We start from the raw sequence: 22449 nt of genomic DNA, 5'->3' as shown, positions 1-22449 counted from the left end.
CGCGTGGAATTGGGCACAATGGTCTGTATGAATGTCGGCGGACGCGATTTTATTGCCAGATGTGAAATGTCTCAAAATGTTCCCATGTGGCGCGAAATGAATAAGGGATGTTTAACTTCCAGTGGCCAATCTGCGGATACCATCAACCCAAGTTTCAACACGTAACTTGTTCACACCGAAATCACGATAACCGAATCTGGAACGGGAAAAAACCGATACCTGTGATCTATTTTCTTGTGGTGTGATCTTGAATGTAATGTAATCTGGATATGCAATCAGTTTTGAACGTTGAACAAAGGTCAATAATTGCCCATCTTCCGTATTTGCCACTAACTCTGTACGTTCCTGTTTGCCAGCATAGTCCAAGATATACTGAGACACCTTTGTTTGTTTAGCATTAAGACTAATAGAGGTTTCTCCTGCCAAACGGTAATCATTCGGACGGCCCGTGGGTTTAACCGTTTCAGGATCTTGATGCCAATGCTCGATAATATCGGGTGCCAAACGCACATATATTAATAATGAAACGGCTACAAAAAGGGTTATTGCAATAAACGTCATTTTTACTCGCTTCATTCAGCGGCAGTATCCACTGCGTCTTGCGCATCAATCTCTGCAGCTCTCAGTTCGACAAGCCCCACGATATGATCAACCATTTTTTCGTTGTCCAACTTATGGTCCTGTTTACCTGCCATATAGACCATGCCAGAGCCAGCCCCGCCGCCTGTAAACCCTACGTCGGTCATCAATGCTTCGCCTGGACCATTCACAACACAACCGATAATCGACAACGACATTGGTGTTTTGATGTGTTCAAGACGTTTTTCCAATACTTCCACCGTTTTGATTACATCAAATCCTTGGCGTGCACAGCTGGGGCAGGAAATAATATTTACACCGCGATGGCGCAATCCAAGTGATTTTAGAATTTCATAACCGACTTTGACTTCTTCAACGGGATCAGCAGACAAAGATACACGTAACGTATCGCCAATACCCATCCAAAGCAGGTTTCCAAGTCCAATGGCTGACTTAATCGTGCCAGAGGTCAAACCACCTGCTTCAGTAATGCCAAGGTGAATTGGGGCATCTGTGGCCTCTGCCAAGCCTTGATAAGCCGCCGCAGATAGGAAAACATCGGATGCTTTCACAGAAATTTTATATTCTTGGAAATCATTGTCTTCCAGAATACGAATATGTTCCATACCGCTTTCGATCATCGCTTCTGGACAAGGTTCTGCATATTTATCTAACAGGTGCTTTTCCAAAGATCCCGCATTTACACCAATACGGATAGAACAACCATAATCTTTGGCAGCTTTGATAACTTCTGCTACACGATCAGCACTGCCAATATTACCAGGGTTGATCCGCAGGCAAGATGCCCCTGCTTCTGCCGCTTCAATTGCACGTTTATAGTGAAAATGAATGTCCGCAACCAAAGGCACAGGACTTTCTTTGACGATCTCATGCATCGCAGCTGTTGATGCTTCATCAGGACAAGACACACGCACAATATCGGCACCAGCCTCCGCGCAGGCTTGGATTTGTTCAATCGTTGCTTTCGCATCATGCGTTAATGTGTTGGTCATTGTTTGCACTGAAATCGGTGCATCACCACCCACAGGAACATTGCCCACATGAATTTGACGGCTTTTGCGGCGATAAATATTCCGCCAAGGACGAATGTGATTAAGGGTCATAGGGTGGCCTAATCTATAGGTAAGCTTTTGCTTTTAGATATAGTACTGTTTGGGAAGCGTCAAAGCCAATGCGGCAAGATTACCAAAACGTTAGTTGTTTTGAATGTCAGCAATAATTGCTTCAGCAGTTTTCTCAACATCAACGTTCAAAGGCGGTGATAATGGCTCTGTGAAAAGATTTGTTGCTTCAGTAAACGTTTGCTCAACATCCGCTTGCACTAATGAAACCTTGCGTGCAACGCTGCCGCGAGTTCCAACTGGGCCAAATATTTTTTCCCCAACCATCACATAAACGGATCCCGAATTACCAGCCTTTAGCAATGGCGCTTGCAAGTCTTGTGGTACACGGTAGCGTTCGCCTACATTTAATATCTTTTCAAATAGCACACTATTATCAGGTAAATAGACACGCACCCAAGCTGGACGTGTAGCAACAACGTCAATTGTTGGTGGGCCTTCAGCAATAACAGCAACTGGCGTCGCTTCAACTACTTTAGGCGCTGAGACTGTTAATATTGGAGATGGTGCCAAGGCACCTTGCGTAGATGGATCAATTGTTGCGATCGGACCATCACGAGAAATGATACTAGGGACATCTAACTCTTGCGGACGGTATAGTTGATCCAAAGATAAACTTGGCCCTGTTGAGTTTTGTGCTGATGCCGTCTCTTGACTTAACACTGGACTCTGATCAAAACCATTTGTTCCATCAGATAAAACAGAGATATTTGATGCCACGCCTGGCGTTTCATTAACTGGTGCGAATTGCACGCGCTGCACCTCTTGAAGTACAATCCAACCACCATATCCCAAACCAGAGACCAAAGCGATTAACACCAAAAGAGATCCAATAGCTGAAAACGAGATTTTTTCATACCAAGGTGGAACAGGCAGCGCCATAGGCGTCTTTGTAGATACATTTGGATCATTTGCAGCGACACCAGGTAAAATACGTTGTTCACGTTGGTTTTGACTTGGTGTTTCCCGATCGGCAACATCAACGGCTTGGGCGTCAAAGCCTGTTTCAACACAAAATTGTTTGTAAGCTTTATCGCCATCTAAATTCAAATACCGCGCATAAGAACGTACATAACCAGCGATAAAACCACGCGTTTCAAAAACAGATAAGTCACCATTTTCAATAGCTGAAATATACTTCACACCGATTTTCAGATCATCTTGAACGTCAATAAGAGATTTATTCAATGTTGCACGTTCACCGCGCATCATATCCCCTAATGCTAATGGGTAGGAGTCAAACCCCCGTGGTCTGAAATCTTCAGCAGACGTGCTCATTTCTACTTACCTATATTTCTGCGCTCAATAACCTCGAATCGAGAAGGTATACCCTCTTCGATTCTATTGTAACACAATTAGTACAGTAATGTAGCCCCACCTACTAAATAAGGTTAGCCAGCCATTTGTGAGCGGTTTAGTGCGCAGTGACCCCAAAGTTCGTCAAGGGCGACAACCAGCTCACGAACCATGGAATCCGTATGCACTGGTGATGGTGTAAACCGTAACCGTTCAGTTCCACGCGGAACTGTTGGGAAGTTAATTGGCTGAACGTATATGCCATAATCTTCTAATAACTTATCAGATAGCATTTTACATTTAACAGGATCACCAACATGCACAGGTACAATGTGGCTGCCGTAATCATCAATAGGCATGCCCAATGATTTAACCTGCTCTTTTAAATTGCGCGCACGGGCTTGGTGTTCATCACGCAACTCTTGGTGTATTTTTAAATACTCAACAGATGCGAGTGCCCCTGCTGCTATTGCAGGTGCCAATGATGTCGTGAATATAAATCCTGGAGCATATGAACGAATAGCATCTGCCAATTTTGCAGAACATGTTACATACCCGCCCATCACACCATAAGCCTTTGCCAAAGTGCCATTAATCATATCTAAACGATCCATCAAGCCATCGCGTTCGGCAATACCACCACCGCGAGGGCCATAAAGGCCAACAGCATGAACCTCATCAATATATGTCAATGCGTTGAACTCGTCAGCCAGATCACAAATCTCTTCAATAGGACCAAAATCACCATCCATTGAATAGAGTGATTCAAATGCAATCAACTTTGGTGCATCTTTTGGCGCTTGTTCCAACATCTCACGTAAATGAGCAACATCATTGTGGCGGAAAACACGCTTCTCACCAAAACCATGGCGAATACCTTCGATCATAGACGCATGATTCAATGCATCTGAATAAATAATTAAACCTGGAAATAAACGTGGCAATACCGAAAGCGTTGCTTCATTTGCATTATATGCGGATGTGAAAACCAAAGCCGCTTCTTTGCCGTGTAAATCAGCAAGCGAGGCTTCTAAGTCTTTATGATAAGATGTGTTGCCTGATATATTTCGTGTTCCACCTGATCCAGCACCAGCAACCTCAATTGCTTTTTGCATTGCATTCAAAACGACTGGGTTTTGCCCCATGCCAAGATAGTCATTGCCACACCAAACAGTAATATCACGCTCTTCGCCGTTTGTAGTTGTCCAAACAGCTTTAGGAAACTGTTGGTTTTTACGGCGAATATTTTGAAATACACGGTAACGCCCTTCATCATGTAGGGCTTCAAGTGCGGAGTCTATTCTGGCTTGGTAGTCCATAGTCTTTTCCTAGCTTACAAGTCAGATATAAAACGAAACTACTTGCACTGCACGCTAAAAATCTCCCAAGGTACGAAATGTCACAGATTTTTCATTTTTGTTTATATTTTAGCACGGTTTATTAATAAATATATCGAATTTGATCGCCCCAATAACGTTCCAATCTATGTAATGTACCATTCAGATCTCCTAAATCTAAATCCCCCAGAACGTCTTTGCTTAAAATACCATCAGAATGTCGACCGAACAGCTCAGATACAACCTTACGAATATAGCGACCACGTTCAGATAAGCGGACACGTACAGAACGACGGTCAATTTCACATCGTTTGTGTTCCATGTAACCAGATTCGACAAGTTTTTTCAGATTATAAGAGACATTAGAGCCTTGGTAGTAACCGCGTGATTTCAATTCACCTGCCGTCACTTCGTTATCGCCAATATTAAAAAGCAATAAAGCTTGAACTGAATTAATATCTAGTAAACCTAGTCGTTCAAATTCATCTTTAATCACATCCAATAATAATCTGTGCAACCGTTCGACCATAGAAAGGGTCTCTAAATAATACCCCAAAAAAGCGCTGCCCTGTTGTTTAACCGGGTCAGCGGAAATGTTTTCATAAACGCTCATTCTTTTACTCCACCAGATACTGCTCTGGTTCATTCATGACGGGTAAACTCAAACAACTCGTTAAATTATGAGTTTATTTTTGTAAAATAATGCGTTTTTACGCGTGAAAGCGCTGTTTTGATCTCTTTTGGGGTTTCTTGTTGGCCTGTCACCCAAACCAAAAGGTCCTGATCATGTTCAGACATTAAGATTTCATGAGCATCCAATTCAGCGTCAGTAAGTTCCGCCATCTTTTCGTCAGCAAAGCTGCCAAACATTAAATCCATTTCCTTGATGCCACGTCGCCACGAACGTAAGCGCAGACGTTTTAAACGTGTTTCGCGATCCTCAGACATAACAATCCCCTTTTCGGGTTTGATAACGAAGCAGAAAAAAACCACAAGTCCCGACTTGCACAAACATAAAGGCAAGCATAGTAATTCTGTGGAAGTATAGCAGGAAATTTAATGTCATTTTTAGCAAAAACTCTATCACGTGTAAAACCATCCCCTACAATTGCAATCACAACACATGCTGCAGAACTAAAAGCCGCAGGCAAAGACGTCATAGCATTGAGCGCAGGCGAACCTGATTTTGATACCCCTGAAAACATCAAAAATGCAGCGAAAGCTGCAATTGATGCAGGAAAAACAAAATACACCGCCCCTGATGGTATCCCTGAATTAAAACAGGCCGTGTGCGATAAGCTTAAACGTGACAATGGCTTGGACTATACAAAATCACAAATATCTATTGGGACTGGCGGAAAACAGACACTTTACAATGCATTGATGGCAACAGTTAATCCTAATGATGAGGTTATTATACCTGCCCCTTATTGGGTATCATATCCCGATATGGTCCTATTGGCTGGTGGCACTCCAGTTATAGCACAAGCGTCTATTGATAATAACTACAAGCTTACGGCCACAGAGTTAGAGGCCGCAATTACACCAAAATCTAAGTGGTTAATTTTTAATTCGCCCTCAAACCCATCAGGTGCTGGTTATTCAAAGGAAGAACTCAAAGAACTCACCGACGTTTTACTGCGTCATCCTCATGTTTGGGTGATGACAGATGATATGTATGAGCATCTTGCCTATGATGATTTTAAATTTTGCACCCCTGCCGAAATAGAGCCAAAACTTTATGAACGTACATTAACAGTAAACGGAGTTTCAAAATCCTACGCAATGACAGGATGGCGTATTGGATATGCAGCGGGCCCCGAACACCTGATTGCTGCTATGCGCAAAATTCAATCACAAAGTACGTCTAACCCCTCTTCCATTAGCCAATGGGCGGCAGTTGAAGCTTTGAATGGTCCACAAGATTATATCGAATTTAGCCGCCCAATATTTGAAAAACGCCGCAATATGGTTGTCGAAATGCTTAATAAAGCTGAAGGTATAAAGTGCCATTCCCCAGAAGGCGCTTTTTATGTTTATCCGTCAATTGCGGGTTGTATCGGAAAAACGACGCCATCAGGTGTGAAAATAGAAACAGATGAACAATTTGCAACAGAATTACTGTCCGAATATGGCGTTGCGGTTGTTTTCGGCGCAGCTTTCGGCTTAAGCCCTAACTTTAGAGTAAGTTATGCAACATCTGAAGAACAATTAAAGGATGCTTGTACACGCATTCAGACCTTTTGCGCTTCGTTGACCTAAAGATAAAGCCAAAGTAATGTTTAAAGAAAAAATAGCAGGTATCTAGCAGAATGAGTAAAAAATCAGAGCTTTTCTTTCGAGTACGTGAAAACGGCGCCGCAGTATTTCGTGTGGATACCGAAAACCGTCAACGCCGCTTGGAACTAAAACAAATTGCGGTGGTGAATATACGTAATGGACAAGTAAAACCGCAAGGAGATCAATCTCCAACAGCTGCTGAACGCAACGACATTGACGCATGGGTTGTGGACCGCCGAAAGCAATTAGCTGCGCGAAAAGTTGATGATATTATACGTGCTGTGGATCATTTAAATGATACAGCACAATGGGTCCAATCTGATGCAACAGATGAACAAGTTGACCTATTTGCAGATGATTTATTGATGGCAATGCATGATTTACGTACCGTATTAGTTCGCAAAAAATCTAACATCTTAATGAAAAAGTAAGGCTTATCTTTAAAGCTTAGCAATAATTTTATTACTATCTATAAGTTACTACACTTTTCAAAAGAAATATCCTTTTTCCATAGGAAGTGATATTTATCGGTTCTAATTTGTTCTATGTAATCTCGTGTTGTGTCCACATCCCCCGCCTCACAGGAAAAGACTGCAAAATTAACTATATTCCATTGGTCTGGATATTGCACCATAATATCCTCCATACCTCGCTTCATTTTCTCCCAGTCAACATCATAATCACGAAATAGCTTCTCACTTTTCCGCAAACCTTTCTTTAGCGACCAATAGATGCGCGCATAGACACTATTACCATCTATATCTTTTGTGCTTTCTGCAGCGCTTCTGGCAAAAGCGTCAATATGGATACGGCTGCCATTCCAAAAAGGAGAAAGGGCTGAAGCGGCCTGAAAATAAATATCATAATAATATGGAAATACTTGAACACCTTCTGCAATGCTTGCCGCTAAATTTCCTTGAGAACGTCCCAAGCCTTTTTGTATCTCAATATTTAAAGCATACCAATGCGGATCAGAGCTCGCTATATTTTTGTGCTCCTGAAGAAGGCTCTGAGCTAATTTTAGATTCTCATAAAATGGCTCCCACGCATCATCAGGAACGGTACTCGCAACACCGCCTCCACGATAACTCCAGGCCAATGCAACAAAGAACTTACTGCGCGCAATGATAGCTGTAGGTGAATTGGGGTGTTTTTCTAAGTATTCTTTAGTAATGTTATCCAATTGCTTCTTATCCGAAGCAATTCGTGTATATTTTATTGAATCCCCTAATCCATAATATAATTGAGCAAGTTTCCATACTCCGCTATCAGTACGCGCTCTAGTATCTCTATATTCGTCTGCCAATGCATCTACGCCAATAAAATCTTTATTGAAAAAAAGGTAGTCAACCTTTGATCGAATATTAGAACGATCTAAGAGCTCTTCTGATGAAGCTATATTTGACAGCGAAATCGAAAATATCGCAAAATAGAAAAGGACACGGAATATCATTATGAGTTTACCTAAAAATAAATTTATTATCGAATTATACTGATAAAAAAAGACTTTTTAATGACTTTATATAGATAAAACCGTAGTCGCCTTAATCTCTTCCATCGACAACAAGGCCGTCACATTAAAAATACGTACATCATCAATCATGGCTTGATAAAATGCATCATAGGCTTTCGCGTTTTGAACGCGTACTTTTAAAATATAATCGATGTCACCAGCCAAACGATGGGCCTCCAGCACTTCTGGGCGGTCCATAAGAACCTTCAAAAATTTATCCTGCCACTCTTTTTCATGTTCAGACGTTCGAACAAGCACAAAGAAGCAAGCCTCTAAACCAAGTTTTTCAGGGTCCAAAATAGCTGTGTTTGCTTTGATTAGTCCAGAATCGCGAAACTTACGGATGCGGTTCCATACAGGTGTCTTAGATGCCCCTACTTTCTTAGCAATCTCATCAAGACTTTGTGAGGCATCTGATTGCAGTTCCATAAGAATTTTTCGATCAATCGCATCTAATTGGTCTGCCATTCTATTTTTCCCTTCAAATCAAAATACTTTATTCTCTTAGCTCAATAAATCAGAACAAAGTTTCTAATTTATAATTACATACCCTATGATATAGGAATTTTATTCTAATAACGCTATATGTTTTGAAAGCCAACCCGAAAGGAACAAGCCATGCGCCACTTTCCGATCTTTATGAACCTCGCTGGTAGACGTGTCATCGTGTCTGGTGCTGGTGAATGCGCGGTTGCTAAATTACGCCTGCTTTTGAAAACCGAAGCCCATATCACTGTGATTGGCACAAAACCTCATCATGAGGTTTTGAGATGGGCTCTAAGCGAAAAAATTACTTATATTGATCGCCCAATGAAAGAAGGCGACGCACTTTGTGCTGTTCTTGTTTACGGTGCGAATGAAGATGCTGTTGAAGATAAACGTGTAACTGATCTGGGTCGCACAGCTGGCGCATTGATCAATATCGTTGATAATCTGGAAGACAGCCAATTCATAACACCTGCCATTGTAGACCGTGACCCTGTGACAGTTGCGATTGGCACAGAGGGTGCGGCACCAGTTTTGGCACGTAAGATCAAGCAACAGCTTGAAGAAAGCCTGCCAGAACAATTGGGGGTACTTGCGCGTATAGGTCAAGCCTTTCGCCCTGTTGCAGATCAGATCCCAATGGGACGTCGTCGCCGTGACTTTTGGTCAAAATTCTATTTCAAGCGCGGTCCATTGGCCTTGGCGAATGGTGGCAAACCTGCCGTGGAAGAAGAACTTGATGCCCTTCTAAACCAAACACTTTCAACGGCTGCTGAAAATGGTCGCGTGTGGTTGATGGGTGCAGGCCCTGGTGATGCAGAACTTTTAACACTGAAGGCACGTAATCTATTACACGAAGCTGACGTGGTGATCCACGATCAACTCGTCTCCAAACCCGTTTTGGAACTCGCGCGCCGCGAAGCAATCGTGATCGAAACTGGTAAAAAGGGCTTCGGCCCATCTTGGAAACAAGATGATATCAACGCACTCATGATCAAACACGCCGCATTAGGCCATCATGTTGTCCGTTTAAAATCTGGCGATCCTGTAATTTATGGTCGTTTGGATGAAGAAATGGATGCCCTAACAGATGCAGGCATTCCTTTTAACATCGTGCCTGGCATCACTGCTGCATCAGCAGCAGCTGCAAGCATTGGTCAATCGCTTACAAAACGCGGTCGCAATTCTTCCCTTCGTATTCTAACGGGTCACGATGTAGATGGCTTTGCTGATCACGATTGGAAAGAGCTAGCAAAAACAGGCTCAACAGCCGTCATTTACATGGGCAAACGTGCCTCAGCGTACTTGCGCGGTCGTCTGATGATGTTTGGTGCTTCAGAGTCCACGCCTATTACCATCGTTGAAAACGCATCGCGCCCAGATCAACGCATATTGTCCACCACCCTATTGGGTTTGCCTGACGTGATCAGCAAGGCAGATGTTGATGGCCCTGCCGTCATCCTACTTGGCTTATCACCACGTGCAGCAATGGACGAAATAGAAACACTTGAAGAAACGGAATTGGCATAATGGCTCGTGCATTTACCCCTAAAGTTCTAACAGCAAACCGCCTTTTGGAAGGTGACGTGATTTATTACAGCGCCAATGGCGATTGGGTCACATCCCATGATGATGCACTTTATTTAACAGATGAAGTGCAAGCCAATGAGCTGTTGGCGGCATGTAGCAAGCTTTCCGAATATCTGGTTGGCGCATATTTGGCGAATGCCGCTTTAGAAGACGGCAAACCAGTCCCTACTCATTTCCGCGAAGAGTTTCGCACCCGTGGTCCATCAAACTACCACCACGGCAAGCAAGCAGAGGTATAACCCATGTACAGCTATAACGAATTTGACAAAGATTTCATCCAAACACGTGTGAAACAATTCCGTTCCCAAGTGGAACGTCGCGTTGATGGCAGCCTAACAGAAGATGAATTCAAGCCTTTGCGTTTGATGAACGGCCTGTATTTGCAATTACACGCTTATATGCTGCGCGTTGCAATCCCATATGGCACGCTGAATTCACAAAAGATGCATGTGTTGGCAGATGTAGCGGACAAGTGGGATAAAGGTTATGGCCATTTCACCACGCGTCAAAATATCCAATACAACTGGCCAAAACTGAAAGACGTGCCAGATATGTTGCAAGCTTTGGCAGACGTGGAAATGCACGCCATTCAAACATCAGGCAACTGTATCCGCAACGTGACCGCCGACCATTTTTCTGGCGCTGCTAAGGACGAAATTGAAGACCCGCGCCCGACTGCTGAGTTGTTGCGCCAATGGTCAACAGATCATCCAGAGTTTGCCTTCTTGGGTCGTAAGTTTAAGTTTGCAGTAACTGGCTCTGAAACAGACCGTGCTGTTATTAAAGCGCATGATGTTGGTATTCAGGTCGTTAAGAATGCAGCTGGCGAAATTGGTTACAAAGTTCTTGTCGGCGGCGGTTTGGGCCGTACACCGATGATCGGTAAGGTTTTGCGTGAATTCCTTCCACGCGAAGACTTGCTGCCGTATTCAGAAGCGATCATGCAAGTTTATAACGCCCTTGGTCGTCGTGATAACAAATACAAAGCGCGTATTAAGATCACAGTACATGAAAACGGTATCGAAAAAATTCAGGAGTTGGTTGAAGAACGTTTCATCATCCAACGCGAAGCCTTTGCTGGCTATGATCAAGAGTTGTTCAAAGACATTCGCGAAGCCTTTGCTGCACCTGATTATTTGAAAGCACCAACTACTGCTTTTGATGAGGCTGTGAACAGCGATCCTATTTTCCGTTCTTTTGCGGATACAAACTTGTTTGAACATCGTAATCCTGATTATGCGATCGTTTCGATCAGCATCAAGAAGCACGGGCAAACACCGGGTGATGCGACATCCGAACAAATGCGCGTTATGGCAGATTTGGCGAAAGAATACGCGCATGACGAACTGCGTATCAGCCACGAGCAAAACGTGATCCTGCCACACGTGCACAAGTCGCACATCCCTGCAATCCATGCAAAATTACGTGAACATGGTTTGGCGACGGCTAACATTGGTTTGATCTCAGACATCATCGCCTGCCCGGGTATGGATTACTGTGCTTTGGCTACAGCGCGCTCGATCCCTATTGCACAGCAAATCGCAACACGTTTTGACGAGTTGAAACTTGAGCATGAGATTGGTGAACTGAAAATCAAAATCTCTGGCTGTATCAATGCTTGTGGTCACCACCACGTGGGTCACATTGGTATCCTTGGTTTGGATAAAGCTGGTGTTGAAAGCTATCAGATCACTTTGGGTGGTGACGGCTCTGAAAATGCTGCAATTGGCGAACGTGCTGGCCCAGGTTTCTCGTATACAGAAATCGTACCTGCGATCGAACGGTTGGTCGGCGCTTACTTAGAAGTCCGCACAAGCGCGGATGAAACTTTCCTTGAAACGTATCGCCGTTTGGGATCAGCACCGTTTAAAGCGGCGCTTTATCCTGAAACGCGCGTCGCTGCGGAGTAAATATTATGCCTTTTGAGATTTCGAATATTTCAATTAATGAACGGGTTCAGATGTTGAACGGATATTACCGCCACCATGCGGCAATCCCTGTTTTACGTCATGCCTTAAACGATCCTATCGTTGGTGATGTGGCTTTGGTGTCTTCTTTTGGTGCTGAATCTGTTGTGTTGTTGCAAATGGTGTCACTTATTAAACCTGAAACACCTGTATTGTTCATTGATACGGAAATGTTGTTTCCAGAAACACTTGAGTATCAAGTCGAGCTTTCTGAAAAGCTTGGCCTGAAAGATGTGCGCGTGATCAAAGCGGATGAAACTGCAATCGCTGAACGCGATCCATCTGGTACACTACACAAGTCAAATCCAGATGCATGTTGTGCCCTGCGTAAATCAGAGCCTCTTGAAAAAGCCTTGAGCGGTTTTGATGCATGGATCACGGGCCGTAAGCGTTTCCAATCGGGTCAACGCGCTGAATTGACGTTGTTTGAGAACGAAGATAACAAACGCATCAAAATAAACCCACTCAGCCATTGGCGCAAAGGCGATGTGCGTGACTATATCGTAGATAATGATTTGCCGCGCCACCCGCTGGTAGCTAAAAACTATCTGTCCCTTGGTTGTGCACCATGTACCAGCCCTGTTAAAGATGGCGAGAATGAACGCTCTGGCCGCTGGCGTGGGGTTGAAAAAACAGAATGTGGTATCCATTTCGACAATGGTACTACAGCGCGTGCAGATGCGGAGTAACGAATGACACAACTTATCAATGACACTGGCTTTGTAGCTGATGATTGGGAAGACGGTTTCCGTGATTGGGAGGGTGTAACATCTTCCTCTTACGGTGCTGATGCAGGCTACGGTCTGGATGTTCCCAATACTGTGGGCGCAGAGCAGATTAAGCCGTATTTCAATCAAGCGGCTGTCATCCGCATCAATTTCCCTTCTTCTGCAGATGGTCGCGGTTTTTCAATCGCGCGCCATTTGCGCATGCTGGGCTATACAGGCCGCATTCGTGCGCATGGTCACGTCTTAGCAGACCAATACGCTATGGCGCGTCGCTGTGGTTTTGATGAAGTAGAAATTTCCGATGAGCTAGCCCAACGCCAGCCCGAAGATCAATGGCAATTCCGCGCAGATTGGAAAGCCCATGATTACCAATCCCGTATGCGCCAAAAAGCGTAATAACAACTCTCTATAATCCCTCTATAGACACTCCCGAAAGTAAGACCAATGACAGAGCAATCAGTTGTGACAACAGAAAAAGCTAAACCAGTGCTGCCAGATGCACAAATCGTAAAGTCCGTTACACATTATACGGACCATTTGTTTTCGTTCCGCCTATCGCGCCCGCAATCCTTGCGGTTTCGCTCTGGTGAATTCGTAATGATCGGCCTTATGGGTGATCCTGATGAAAAAACTGGCAAGCAAAGACCACTGTTGCGTGCCTATTCTATCGCCTCTCCATCATGGGACGAGGAATTGGAATTCTATTCGATCAAAGTTCAAGACGGTCCTTTGACATCTAAATTGCAAAATATCAAAGTTGGTGACGAAGTCATCGTACGTCCAAAGCCAGTGGGTACATTGGTGTTAGATGCGCTCTTACCTGCAAAACGCATGTATTTCATTGCAACAGGTACTGGTATTGCCCCATTTGCATCATTGATGCGTGATCCAGATCTATATGAACGCTATGACGAAGTGATCATGTGCCATACCTGCCGCGAAGTGGCGGAACTAAAATACGGCGCAGACTTAATTGCCTCATTGGCGACTGATCCTTTGATCGGTGAAATGGTTGGTGACAAACTGAAATATTACCCAACAACGACACGCGAAGAGAGCCCAAAGATGGGCCGTATCACAACATTGATGAAAGACGGCACATTGGCTGCTGATCTTGGTCTTCCACCATTGAACCCAGAAACAGATCGCTTGATGGTCTGTGGTTCAATGGGTCTAAATACCGACATTAAAGAGATTTGTGAGGCTGCTGGCCTAACAGAAGGCTCTAACAGTGCCCCTGCTGAATTCGTAGTGGAAAAAGCCTTTGTAGGCTAATCTGTAACAAAACTTATTGAAAAAGGCTGGTTTTCCAGCCTTTTTTGCGTTTTAGCCCCCGTAATGTTACAAACTCTGAACTACATGTTATTCACATCGATGTGAGTGGCGCGTTAGACATTTATTTTGCTAAGTCTTAGTCATCGCAAAGAAGCGAACAGTATTAACAGACCCTTCAAGGAGACACACAATGTCAAAAACAGTAAAATCATTAGCAGTAGCATCAGCAGTTGCAGCAGCTCTTACAGCGCAAACACACACAGCTTCAGCAGCTGGTAAAGAAAAATGCTACGGCGTTGCTCTGGCTGGTGAAAACGGTTGTGCAGCTGGTCCAGGTACATCATGTGCAGGTACATCTAAAGTAGATTACCAAGGTAACGCATGGTCATTGGTTGCTAAAGGTACATGTGAAGGTATCGAACTACCAGCACTTGCAGACGGCACACCACGTACAGGTTCTTTGGAAGAGCTTTCACGCGACATCCCTGCATAAGCATTAAGTCTTTTGGTGTGGCGGACACTCTGCCACACCTACCCTGAAAAGGAGTTTTCACAATGCTAGATCAAAGCTCTGCCAACATCCCTGAAATCCCCAATCGCGCGGGTGTAGGCTATAAAGCACAACATTTGAATGGCATTTTGAAAGACCCTTCTGCAATCGGTTGGATCGAAATCCACGCCGAAAATTATATGGGTGACGGTGGTCGCCCAATAGCGCAGCTTAAACATCTTCGCGATATGTATCCCGTGTCTTGTCATGGTGTTGGATTGTCTATTGGTGCTGAAGGTCCATTGGATGCAGATCACCTTGCACGCCTAAAACATCTGGTAAGCTGGTTAAATCCTGCCCTGTTTTCTGAACATTTGGCGTGGTCTACACATGAAACGCATTTCTTAAACGATCTCCTTCCTGTGCCTTACACACAAGCGGTCGTTGATCGTGTCGTTGATCACATCGATCAAGTGCAAGATACAGTTGGCCGCCGTATGCTGCTTGAAAACCCATCCACATATTGCGCTTTTGAAGAAAGCGATATGTCTGAAATTGATTTCTTATCAGAAGTTGCAACACGTACAGGCTGTGGTTTGCTGCTTGATGTGAACAACGTTTTCATCTCTGCAACCAACCAACAGTATTCCCCAGAAGCCTATATTGATGCCTATCCTTTAGAGCACGTTGGGGAAATCCATTTAGGTGGGCATGAAGAAGATGCAGACGATCATGGCGAAACGCTGTTAATCGACAGCCATTCACGCCAAGTCGTTGATCCTGTTTGGGAATTATATGAATATACGCTTAAACAATCTGGCCCACGCCCAACATTGATTGAGTGGGACAATGACATTCCAAGCTGGGATGTTCTAGCCAATGAAGCCCGCCTTGCAGATGATTTGCTGGCAAACGCGCAGTTGGTCGCTGCAGAATGACCGTAACGCAAACAGATTTCACAGCCGCCCTGTTAAACGCAGACTTGGCGACACCCGCAGGCATGGTTGATTATCAAGGCCGTCCTGCTGGCAAACGCTTTGATGTCTACCGCAATAATGTGGTGGTCAGCCTGATTGATGCAATGGAAACAGCCTTTCCAGCTATCCATAAATTGGTCGGAGATGAATTTTTCAAAGCGATGGCAGGCGTTTATGTTCGTGCACATCCGCCGACCACACCAATGATGATGTTTTACGGTGAAGCCTTCCCTGAATTTTTAGAAAACTTTGAACACGTACAACAGCTTCCCTATCTGCCAGATGTTGCCCGTTTGGAACTGGCGCGTCGCAGCAGCTATCATGCAACAGACAGCATCGCGATTTCACCTGATGCTCTTGGCGCTATTGCGCCCGAAGATCTGATGAACGTGAAATTAGAATTATCACCAGCTGCCCGGATGCTTAAATCAGCATATCCAGTTCTTTCAATATGGAACATGAATATGGTTGAAGGGGCACCGCAACCAAAAGCTGTGGCACAAGCCGTTCTATTATTTAGACCAGAACTAGACGTAGATATGGTTGAAATAGATGATGCAACACATTGTTTTTTATCAAACTTACAGAATAACACACTTGGCGAAGCCTATGAGGCAACACTGGGTATCGATGAAACCTTTGATCTGGGCCAAGCGCTTGGATTATTACTGACACACCAACTGATCACACACATAAACATATAAAGGGGATGATCATGAACGCAATTTTTACACTCTATAATAAGGTCATAGATATGATCACAAAGTTAGCAGGCACATGGCTGCTTCCAACATTGGCACGTTTTGCTTTTGCTGCTGTTTTGCTTGTTTATTTCTGGAACTCTGCAAAAACCAAAGTTGGCGATGGCGTTCTGGGCTTCTTATTCCCGAATGACAACGCATACATCCAGATGTTCCCAAAAGTATTTGATGCTGTTGGATACGACAGCAGTGCATTGGGCGGTATCTACAAACTGATTGCGATTGCTGGTACGACCGCAGAGTTTGTTCTACCTTTCTTAATCCTCGTTGGTTTATTCACGCGTTTTGCTGCGATCGGCATGATTGGGTTTGTTTTTGTACAATCATTCGTCGATAAAACAGGGCATGACCTTGATTCTGCAACATTCGGCTCTTGGTTTGACCGTGCATCAGACAGCTTGGTCTTGGATCAACGTCTATTGTGGATCACTTTACTTATTACGATGATCGTAAAAGGCGCAGGACCATTATCCTTGGATCGCGTTCTTAAAATTCGCTAATAATTAAAAGGCCTTAGAGTAGATATCTAAGGCCTTTTCCTTAATCTTCAAACTGTGCTTGAACATCTTTTCCCCATCCTAAATATGAACCATTTGCTGTTTCAATGACAGGTCGCTTCATCAAGGTTGGGTTTTCTGCAATCAACTCTAATGCTGGACGTGCACGTTGTGTTTCATCCAAACCGCGCCAGGTTGTTGAGCGTGTATTTGTCAGCGCATCACCAAAAAGCCCTTGAAACTCTGCTAATTTAGCCGGTGCAACACCATCTGCACGTACATCAACATAAGTCACCTCATGCCCAGCTGCAGATAGTGATTTTAAAGCTTTTTTGCAGGTATCACAGGTCTTTAGTCCATATAGTGTAATATTCATCAGATTCTCCGTTAATTGCCGAAATCTATAACCCTCAAAGGAAATGCTTGCAATTCAACAGAATCGAACCATTATCCACGATGTAAAGCTAATTGTTCCACTGATCCGCTGACTTCCCCCGTGATGCCTGCTGATACCGAGAATACTACAGCAGCACCACCCCACGGCATGTCGCGCGTGGCACTACGAAGGAGAACACGGATGGCGAATGGCACCGTAAAATGGTTTAACCCAACGAAAGGCTACGGCTTTATTCAACCTGATGATGGCGGAAACGATGTATTTGTACACGTAACGGCTGTTCAAGCTGCAGGTTTGCAAGGTTTGGACGACAACCAAAAAGTAACATACGAATTAGAAACTGGCCGTAACGGCAAGGAAAACGCGACGAACATCGCTCTTGTATAATTCATTGTTTTTTCATGATTTTTAACGGCGGCCATTGGTCGCCGTTTTTGTTTGGGGAAACCCGCTTATCAAAGTCTCAAAAACCGATACCCCTTGACCGATGCCCCTATTCCAGCTTATGTGCCACTTAATATATGATAACGGCGGTCTTCGGATCGTTATACATTAGTAGAATTCGATGAATTAAGAGACTTACGCAGATTATGGTCTGCACGGTTTCAGCCTCTCTCCTAACAGAGTGTCCGGCCTTTCCAAGTTCCTAAATCTGATGCTTGAAAGTCCTGTATTAACGGCCGTGCGCCGCCTTGTATTTCTGCAATGGGATCAAGGAGATAACACCACACCGCGGCATGTCGTGCGCGGAAACTTAGGAGATAAACAGATGGCTACTGGCACTGTAAAATGGTTTAACCCAACTAAAGGCTTCGGCTTCATTCAACCTGACCAAGGCGGCGACGATGTATTCGTACACATCACTGCTGTTCAAGCGGCTGGCCTTCAAGGTTTGGACGACAACCAAAAAGTATCTTACGAGCTAGAAACTGGCCGTAACGGTAAAGAAAACGCAACTGCAATCGCACTTGCATAAGCTTTTATAGCTTACGGAATTTTGAAACGGCGGTCTTCGGATCGCCGTTTTTTTATGCAAAACTGATGTATGATCCGCGTGCACAGTGCGTGCACTGGACGTATGACAAATGTCAGACCACTTTAAATGACTGTTGCCACCAAAATCGTGGAAAACACACCACATGCCATCGGCATCCATAAATAGATACCACTGCGAAACCAGTCCAAACGCACCCCTTCTGGATCCGTCAACGTGTTATCACGTTCCCAATGACGGACATGAGACATCATCAGATATAGAACCAATACCAAAAGCGCTGTTGGGAAAGGCAAAGGGGCATATGACATAGCGATGGGAAGAATAAATGAAAACCCAATCAAATTAGCTGCCGTAATTTTGGTATACGCAGATACACCCTCAACACTGCTGTAACTTATGATAAAATTCATGGACTGCTCCTGCACTTTTCGAACATTATGACGAAGGGTTGTGCCAAGATTGAGATGGCTTCGGGGCAATATTGTGACACATATATAAAATACCATATTTCGAACTTATCGACTACGTAGGTTTCTAAGAGATATGCTCAGCTCTTTACGTAATGTGCATTACACACCTTCCAGATATAATATCATATGCTCAATTCATGGCAGACTGATCTTTCCCTATCCGATCATGCCAAACTGGATTTACCATTGCCCTCCCACGGCGGTGAATTCATAGAAAGTCTTCTTGAGCAGTAGAAGATTTGTCTGCGGTGGTTCCCCGCCCCCGCAGACCCCTTCGGGGGAATAATATTATGCGTGAACTATAGCTTAACCAACGCTTGCCTTTATGCTTTCGCATTATGGCATAACATTGCACTTAAATTACTTACCCTATGCACATCAATGAACAAGAATTTAGGCTCAACATCACTTCGCGGGAAAAAGCGCGTGGTTAATCCAGTGCAATCTTACGATACCCTCCCTGCTCCATTGCGCGTATGGTTATCAGAGGTTGTTTTGCCTTGGCCACCGAAATCTGCCAAGCGTATTTGGGTGAAAACTTTGTCAAAAGGCGAAAATGCTGAAGGTGCTTTGATGGCCTTGTAAACGACAGAAGGGCGGACATTGGCAAAGGATAAGGAACGGATGATCATATAATATATGGCTCCAACCCTATTCAGAGAAAATTTTACAGTAATGGTTGTAGTTTCTTTATGCTCTATGTATGTTATGTTATAACATATCAAATAGAAAGGCACTATAATGTCCGACACCCGTCTTCCTGTAACAGTTTTATCTGGTTTCCTTGGTGCAGGCAAAACCACCTTGCTCAATCGTGTTTTAAATAATCGTGATGGATTAAAAGTTGCTGTCATCGTGAATGATATGTCCGAGGTGAATATCGATGCAGACCTTGTTCGCGCGAATACAGAACTGAGCCGCACAGATGAAACATTGGTTGAAATGTCGAACGGTTGTATTTGCTGCACATTGCGTGATGACCTTTTGCAAGAAGTGCGCAGATTGTCTGAGGATGGTCGTTTTGATTATTTGTTGATTGAATCCACGGGTATTTCCGAACCCCTGCCTGTAGCCGCAACATTTGAGTTCCGTGATGAAGACGGCCAAAGCCTGTCTGATATAGCCCGCCTTGATACAATGGTGACTGTTGTGGATGCGGTGAACCTGCTGAATGATTATTCAAGCCATGACTTCTTAAGCGATCGTGGTGAAAGCTTGGGCGAACAGGATGACCGTACTTTGGTAAACCTACTGGTCGAGCAAATCGAATTTGCGGATGTTGTGGTGCTGAACAAAGTTGTAGATGCCACAAAAGATCAGGTGGATGCGGCGTTGAAAATTATTCGAAGCTTGAATGCGGACGCTAAGATCATTCGCAGCAGCTATTCTGATGTGCCAGCAAAAGAGATTTTGAACACAGGGCTGTTTGATTTCGCTTCTGCACATGATCACCCGATGTGGGCAAAAGAGCTGTATGGATTTGCCGATCACATACCAGAAAGCGATGAATATGATGTGAAAACATTCGTATACCGCGCACGCCGCCCGTTTGACCCAGAAAAAATCTTGGCCGTTTTAAACGGCGCTTTGCCAGGTGTGATCCGCGCCAAAGGCCACTTTTGGATTGCATCACGTCCTGAGTGGGTTGCAGAGTTTTCTTTGGCGGGGGCTTTGTCATCCGTGAAACCGCTTGGCCAGTGGTGGGCAACCACACCAAAGGAAAGATGGCCAGAGAATGAAACCGCACGCGCCTATATGGAAACACATTGGCAAGAACCATGGGGCGATCGCCGTCAAGAGATCGTGTTTATTGGCACAGGGATGAACTGGCTGGATTTAACGTCGAAACTGGACGGTGCTTTGATCCCTGAAGGGATTGCGGAGAGCGTGGAAGAACTGCCAGAATACAGCGATCCGTTCCCGAATTGGGCTCAGGCTGAAATGCAAAAGTCTGCGTAGATATTTTTGTGCGGTGCGTTGAAACCTGCGCACAGTACAACACAACGCCAGCCATAACCATGTCCGTGCATAGCACGGACGCGCCCGATCCTCCCCCACGGGAGGGCGCATTGCGCCCACCCTCGTCTCGGGCGCTGGTGTTTGTGGTGATTAATTAAGAGTTAAAACCATTAGCTAAATTTAATGCGCCGAATAAGAAAACAAAATAGATGTAATTATAATGACATAACCACCAATCATAAGTTCGTTAGCTCTTTTTAATTGCCACTCCCCAGATTCATTATACGATTTATCCACATATCTTGCAGACGCAAACCCTATAATCCAAGTCAATGCTGACAGGGAAAGGCCAATACACCAAAGCTTCAAACTAAGGCCAACATAACTAGAAAATAAACTATCACGAATATCGGAAAGTTGAGATACTATAGCTATGCATGAAGTTCCATTCAAAGCAAAAGCTGCCTTTATTGCACCTTGAGCGTAATCTTGAGAAATTTCTCGATAATCAACCATCTACCCCTTAATCATCGCCTCAAACTCACGCCATTCACCTTTAGACATGCCGCTGTTCTCTTGCGTGACCTCTTCCCCTGCCAAACGGCGGCGTAGGCATTCTAGGCCGCGTTCGGATACATTGGCGCCGCCCATGCGGTAGTCTTCGAATGCTGAATAGGCTGCTGGCACCCAGTCTTTGACGATTTCGCACATTTTTTCGGCGTAGACGCGGATTTCGTATTGGGCGTGACTGTCGGCGCGCAGGCGTAGGAAGTGGAATAAGTTGTGCAAGTCGACCTTCCAATACCATTGGGTATAGACATTGGCTGGCAGGTTCATGCGAGCCAATTCGCGGGCCAAGCCCTGTTTGCTGTCATCCCCCTCTGCCATCATTTCTTCGTAATGGTCATAAGCTTTTTCACTGTCGTCTTTAAGGTATTTCAACACGGCGTCCGCTTCGGCGCCTGTTAAGGCTTCACCGCGGCCTTGGTTGTTGATCACGGATTGGGCGGCAAGGTGTTCCGCTTTTGGAATATAGAATTCGCGGTCCAAGATGGAATAGCGTGCAGAGTATTCGTTCACATTCGCTGTGCGGTGACGGATCCATTGGCGTGCAACAAACACTGGGAGTTTGATGTGGAATTTCACTTCGCACATCTCGAACGGTGTGGAATGCCAGTGGCGCATAAGGTAACGGATTAAACCCTCGTCATTTGTCACCGCTTTGGTGCCTTTGCCGTATGATACGCGGGCGGCTTGGGTGATGGCACTGTCATTGCCCATGTAATCGATGACGCGGATCAGCCCGTGATCCAGAACTTCATGTGCCGTGTATAGGTGATTTTCCATACCTTCGGATATCGCGCGGCGGGTTGTCCCCTGTTGTGCGCGTTGATCTTGGATTTCGGCCTGTTGTTCTGGTGTTAATGGCATGTTTGTTCCCTGCGTCCCGTTGGTCTTTTTTATGATTCACCTGCCACTATATCTAGCGATAGCGTTTTCGTGAACTACTATATCGGGGTTTCTTGCAGGTTTTTTCATTTGACGTTGGGTTGAGCGCCTTACCCTAAGGGAAATTATTTTATTTCCTTTGGGTAAAGAGTGATATTCGTCACTCTCAATGATCTGAGTTCTGTTAGATACGAATTGTAGAGGATGTTCTTGCTTGATTATCCTTTCTTCTGCGGGTTGCCCTCTCCCGGCCGGCAAC

Annotated in this window: 28 protein-coding genes; 16 read left to right on the top strand and 12 right to left on the bottom strand. The window is 44.6% G+C overall.

Annotation, left to right across the window (positions count from 1 at the left end):
• Positions 1 to 111 precede the first annotated feature (111 nt).
• The 6 genes from F9L33_RS03355 to F9L33_RS03330 all read right to left on the bottom strand — a co-directional run bounded on the left by F9L33_RS03355 (position 112) and on the right by F9L33_RS03330 (position 5302).
• Positions 112 to 561, bottom strand: coding sequence for a DUF1499 domain-containing protein (locus F9L33_RS03355; RefSeq protein ID WP_193221954.1), 450 nt, complete (start codon positions 559 to 561; stop codon positions 112 to 114).
• Positions 562 to 572: 11 nt separating this feature from the next.
• Positions 573 to 1703 carry a flavodoxin-dependent (E)-4-hydroxy-3-methylbut-2-enyl-diphosphate synthase gene (gene ispG / locus F9L33_RS03350; RefSeq protein ID WP_152141311.1) on the bottom strand — a complete coding sequence of 377 codons (1131 nt, stop codon included), beginning with the start codon at positions 1701 to 1703 and terminating at the stop codon, positions 573 to 575.
• A 90-nt stretch (positions 1704 to 1793) separates the two neighbouring features.
• On the bottom strand, positions 1794 to 2999 hold the full coding sequence (locus F9L33_RS03345; protein WP_152141310.1) for a helix-turn-helix domain-containing protein: 1206 nt from the start codon (positions 2997 to 2999) through the stop codon (positions 1794 to 1796).
• 113 nt (positions 3000 to 3112) lie between these two features.
• A complete protein-coding gene (gene hemA, locus F9L33_RS03340; RefSeq protein ID WP_152141309.1) occupies positions 3113 to 4336 on the bottom strand; it encodes a 5-aminolevulinate synthase in 1224 nt (407 codons plus the stop codon).
• A gap of 121 nt (positions 4337 to 4457) precedes the next feature.
• Entirely contained in the window at positions 4458 to 4967 is a 510-nt protein-coding gene (locus F9L33_RS03335) for a MarR family winged helix-turn-helix transcriptional regulator (protein ID WP_152141308.1), read from the bottom strand.
• 65 nt (positions 4968 to 5032) lie between these two features.
• Complete coding sequence (locus F9L33_RS03330) at positions 5033 to 5302, bottom strand: succinate dehydrogenase assembly factor 2 (RefSeq protein WP_152141307.1); 270 nt, start codon at positions 5300 to 5302, stop codon at positions 5033 to 5035.
• A gap of 111 nt (positions 5303 to 5413) precedes the next feature.
• Between F9L33_RS03330 and F9L33_RS03325 the strand changes: the two genes are divergently transcribed.
• Together F9L33_RS03325 and F9L33_RS03320 are read left to right on the top strand one after the other, a co-directional pair.
• The gene (locus tag F9L33_RS03325) at positions 5414 to 6616 is read left to right on the top strand and encodes a pyridoxal phosphate-dependent aminotransferase (protein WP_152141306.1); all 1203 of its coding nucleotides are present in this window, start codon (positions 5414 to 5416) and stop codon (positions 6614 to 6616) included.
• Positions 6617 to 6666: 50 nt separating this feature from the next.
• Entirely contained in the window at positions 6667 to 7065 is a 399-nt protein-coding gene (locus tag F9L33_RS03320) for a hypothetical protein (RefSeq protein WP_152141305.1), read from the top strand.
• A gap of 38 nt (positions 7066 to 7103) precedes the next feature.
• Here the strand turns inward: F9L33_RS03320 and F9L33_RS03315 are convergent, their stop codons facing one another.
• Positions 7104 to 8087: a hypothetical protein gene (locus tag F9L33_RS03315; protein WP_152141304.1), complete on the bottom strand. Its 984-nt coding sequence runs from the start codon at positions 8085 to 8087 to the stop codon at positions 7104 to 7106.
• A 66-nt stretch (positions 8088 to 8153) separates the two neighbouring features.
• A complete protein-coding gene (locus tag F9L33_RS03310) occupies positions 8154 to 8615 on the bottom strand; it encodes an Lrp/AsnC family transcriptional regulator (RefSeq protein WP_152141303.1) in 462 nt (153 codons plus the stop codon).
• A gap of 150 nt (positions 8616 to 8765) precedes the next feature.
• On the opposite strand from F9L33_RS03310, the gene cysG reads away from it, so the two are divergent.
• The 10 genes from cysG (at position 8766) to F9L33_RS03260 (ending at position 16921) form a co-directional block, all read left to right on the top strand.
• Entirely contained in the window at positions 8766 to 10163 is a 1398-nt protein-coding gene (cysG, locus tag F9L33_RS03305; protein WP_152141302.1) for a siroheme synthase CysG, read from the top strand.
• Positions 10163 to 10462, top strand: coding sequence for a DUF2849 domain-containing protein (locus F9L33_RS03300; RefSeq protein WP_152141301.1), 300 nt, complete (start codon positions 10163 to 10165; stop codon positions 10460 to 10462). Before cysG ends, F9L33_RS03300 begins: the two co-directional genes overlap by 1 nt.
• 3 nt (positions 10463 to 10465) lie before the next feature.
• The gene (locus F9L33_RS03295) at positions 10466 to 12133 is read left to right on the top strand and encodes a nitrite/sulfite reductase (RefSeq protein WP_152141300.1); all 1668 of its coding nucleotides are present in this window, start codon (positions 10466 to 10468) and stop codon (positions 12131 to 12133) included.
• 5 nt (positions 12134 to 12138) lie between these two features.
• Positions 12139 to 12879 (top strand): phosphoadenylyl-sulfate reductase, encoded by a 741-nt coding sequence (locus F9L33_RS03290; protein WP_152141299.1) that lies wholly within the window; start codon positions 12139 to 12141, stop codon positions 12877 to 12879.
• Positions 12880 to 12882: 3 nt separating this feature from the next.
• A complete protein-coding gene (locus tag F9L33_RS03285; protein WP_152141298.1) occupies positions 12883 to 13314 on the top strand; it encodes a DUF934 domain-containing protein in 432 nt (143 codons plus the stop codon).
• A gap of 48 nt (positions 13315 to 13362) precedes the next feature.
• Positions 13363 to 14193 (top strand): ferredoxin--NADP reductase, encoded by an 831-nt coding sequence (locus tag F9L33_RS03280; RefSeq protein WP_152141297.1) that lies wholly within the window; start codon positions 13363 to 13365, stop codon positions 14191 to 14193.
• Between the two features lie 190 nt (positions 14194 to 14383).
• Positions 14384 to 14686 (top strand): DUF2282 domain-containing protein, encoded by a 303-nt coding sequence (locus F9L33_RS03275; protein ID WP_152141296.1) that lies wholly within the window; start codon positions 14384 to 14386, stop codon positions 14684 to 14686.
• Positions 14687 to 14748: 62 nt separating this feature from the next.
• Complete coding sequence (locus tag F9L33_RS03270) at positions 14749 to 15621, top strand: DUF692 family multinuclear iron-containing protein (RefSeq protein ID WP_152141295.1); 873 nt, start codon at positions 14749 to 14751, stop codon at positions 15619 to 15621.
• Entirely contained in the window at positions 15618 to 16364 is a 747-nt protein-coding gene (locus F9L33_RS03265) for a DUF2063 domain-containing protein (protein ID WP_152141294.1), read from the top strand. The genes F9L33_RS03270 and F9L33_RS03265 overlap by 4 nt, the downstream gene beginning before the upstream one ends.
• Positions 16365 to 16375: 11 nt before the next feature.
• Positions 16376 to 16921, top strand: a complete 546-nt coding sequence (locus tag F9L33_RS03260) for a DoxX family protein (protein ID WP_152141293.1) — start codon at positions 16376 to 16378, stop codon at positions 16919 to 16921.
• A 40-nt stretch (positions 16922 to 16961) separates the two neighbouring features.
• Here F9L33_RS03260 and F9L33_RS03255 read toward each other — a convergent pair whose 3' ends face one another.
• The gene (locus F9L33_RS03255) at positions 16962 to 17288 is read right to left on the bottom strand and encodes an ArsC/Spx/MgsR family protein (RefSeq protein ID WP_152141887.1); all 327 of its coding nucleotides are present in this window, start codon (positions 17286 to 17288) and stop codon (positions 16962 to 16964) included.
• Between the two features lie 207 nt (positions 17289 to 17495).
• Here F9L33_RS03255 and F9L33_RS03250 point away from each other — a divergent pair, with 207 nt between their 5' ends.
• Positions 17496 to 17702, top strand: a complete 207-nt coding sequence (locus F9L33_RS03250; RefSeq protein WP_152141292.1) for a cold-shock protein — start codon at positions 17496 to 17498, stop codon at positions 17700 to 17702.
• Positions 17703 to 18084: 382 nt separating this feature from the next.
• Positions 18085 to 18291 carry a cold-shock protein gene (locus F9L33_RS03245; RefSeq protein WP_152141886.1) on the top strand — a complete coding sequence of 69 codons (207 nt, stop codon included), beginning with the start codon at positions 18085 to 18087 and terminating at the stop codon, positions 18289 to 18291.
• Between the two features lie 122 nt (positions 18292 to 18413).
• Here the strand turns inward: F9L33_RS03245 and F9L33_RS03240 are convergent, their stop codons facing one another.
• Positions 18414 to 18722: a hypothetical protein gene (locus tag F9L33_RS03240; RefSeq protein ID WP_152141291.1), complete on the bottom strand. Its 309-nt coding sequence runs from the start codon at positions 18720 to 18722 to the stop codon at positions 18414 to 18416.
• 441 nt (positions 18723 to 19163) lie between these two features.
• Between F9L33_RS03240 and F9L33_RS03235 the strand changes: the two genes are divergently transcribed.
• Together F9L33_RS03235 and F9L33_RS03230 are read left to right on the top strand one after the other, a co-directional pair.
• Positions 19164 to 19367: a DUF6525 family protein gene (locus tag F9L33_RS03235; RefSeq protein WP_152141290.1), complete on the top strand. Its 204-nt coding sequence runs from the start codon at positions 19164 to 19166 to the stop codon at positions 19365 to 19367.
• Positions 19368 to 19523: 156 nt separating this feature from the next.
• Positions 19524 to 20741 carry a GTP-binding protein gene (locus F9L33_RS03230; protein ID WP_152141289.1) on the top strand — a complete coding sequence of 406 codons (1218 nt, stop codon included), beginning with the start codon at positions 19524 to 19526 and terminating at the stop codon, positions 20739 to 20741.
• A gap of 180 nt (positions 20742 to 20921) precedes the next feature.
• Here F9L33_RS03230 and F9L33_RS03225 read toward each other — a convergent pair whose 3' ends face one another.
• Both F9L33_RS03225 and thyX read right to left on the bottom strand, forming a co-directional pair.
• Complete coding sequence (locus F9L33_RS03225) at positions 20922 to 21257, bottom strand: hypothetical protein (protein ID WP_152141288.1); 336 nt, start codon at positions 21255 to 21257, stop codon at positions 20922 to 20924.
• Positions 21258 to 22172, bottom strand: coding sequence for an FAD-dependent thymidylate synthase (thyX, locus tag F9L33_RS03220; protein ID WP_152141287.1), 915 nt, complete (start codon positions 22170 to 22172; stop codon positions 21258 to 21260).
• Positions 22173 to 22449 lie beyond the last annotated feature (277 nt).

Origin of the sequence: Amylibacter sp. SFDW26 (assembly GCF_009184395.1) — a bacterium.
GTDB lineage: Bacteria > Pseudomonadota > Alphaproteobacteria > Rhodobacterales > Rhodobacteraceae > Amylibacter.
This window is presented reverse-complemented; position numbering and strand designations above follow the sequence as displayed.